We start from the raw sequence: 1,220 nt of genomic DNA, 5'->3' as shown, positions 1-1,220 counted from the left end.
TTCCAGGAGTGGGGGCCTGCGTGTGGCGCAGATTGCGCCAGAGCTCCTGGACCATCCCATGCAGCAGCGAAATCGCCCGCTTTTCGGGGCTCTCCTTGATCTCGGGGGCGAGGGCGGTGAAGGCCTGCTCCATCTCATGCAGGCGGCGCAGCTGTGATTCAGGGCGCGAAAGGTCTTTCTCCATGTCGCACTCCTTGCGTCTCTCTTCTCTGATCCTCCTTGGCCAGGGCGCCCGTTAGACGCCCCAAGTCGGGGGACGAAATAGGAGAGTTCCCCCATTTTTTGAAGATCCGGCGGGCAGGGCCGCCGCCTTTCACCTCGCCGGCGGTCGCATCCGGCGGTTCATGGCGGAGCCAGCCCGGCGCGGTATCAGTCAGAGCACCTGCCCGGGTGGAATGGAGCGGTGGCCGACACCAGAATGAAAGCACAGCTTGGAGAGTGCTTGCTGAAAGGAGGTAAGCAGTGTCGGACACTTTCCATGTCGTTTGCCCGAAATGCGATATGGTTAATCGCATTCCCCGGGACCGTCCGGCCGACGCGGCCAAGTGCGGGCGGTGCCATGCCCGGCTCTTTGAGGGACAGCCTGTTGCCCTCACGGGTGAGCGCTTCCGTAAGCACCTGGCGGGAAGCGATATCCCGGTCATCGCCGATTTCTGGGCCGGGTGGTGTGGTCCGTGTCGGGCCATGGCGCCGATCTTCGAGCGGGCGGCCCGTGAACTCGAGCCGCGGGCGCGTTTCGTGAAGGTTGACGTGGACGCTGAACCGCAGCTTGCCAGTGAACTCGGCGTCCAGGGCATTCCGGCCCTGCTTGCGTTCAAGAAGGGGCAAGTCGCCGCCCGCCGCGCGGGTGTGACGGATCTCAACTTCCTCAAGGGCTGGGTTCAGCAGTTGGCCGCCTGACAGGCAGGGTCGTTCAACAGGGTCGTCGAGCATTTGCCATGAGCACTGAACCGAATCAGAGCCAAGACTTGCCGCCTGGCCGTCCCGAGGAGCCAGGCGAGGCCCAAGCCGCGGTGACAACGCCGGACCGCGTTGCAGAACTGGAGGCCGAACGAGACGCGCTGAAGGACCGCTGGCTTCGGGCGGAGGCGGAACTGGCCAATCTCCGTGCGCGCGCCACGCGAGAGGTCGAGGATGCGCGCCAATATGCGATTCAGAAGTTCGCACGGGACGTGGTCGAAGCTGCGGAAGACCTCCATCGTGGTCTCGCCAGCTTGCCA

Annotated in this window: 3 protein-coding genes; 2 read left to right on the top strand and 1 reads right to left on the bottom strand. The window is 64.4% G+C overall.

Going from position 1 to position 1,220, the window contains the following annotated elements:
- Positions 1-184 (bottom strand): hypothetical protein (locus ACO1BU_RS37465; protein WP_424140917.1); only part of this gene is annotated, 184 nt, incomplete at its 3' end.
- 278 nt (positions 185-462) lie between these two features.
- On the opposite strand from ACO1BU_RS37465, the gene trxC reads away from it, so the two are divergent.
- The gene (trxC, locus tag ACO1BU_RS37460; protein ID WP_424140916.1) at positions 463-900 is read left to right on the top strand and encodes a thioredoxin TrxC; all 438 of its coding nucleotides are present in this window, start codon (positions 463-465) and stop codon (positions 898-900) included.
- A gap of 38 nt (positions 901-938) precedes the next feature.
- On the top strand, positions 939-1,220 hold a 282-nt coding region (locus ACO1BU_RS37455; protein WP_424140915.1), incomplete at its 3' end, for a nucleotide exchange factor GrpE.

The organism is Roseomonas chloroacetimidivorans, assembly GCF_049629625.1.
Lineage (GTDB): Bacteria > Pseudomonadota > Alphaproteobacteria > Acetobacterales > Acetobacteraceae > Roseomonas > Roseomonas chloroacetimidivorans.
The sequence above is the reverse complement of the archived record's forward strand: the minus strand, read 5'-3'. Positions and strand labels throughout refer to the sequence as shown.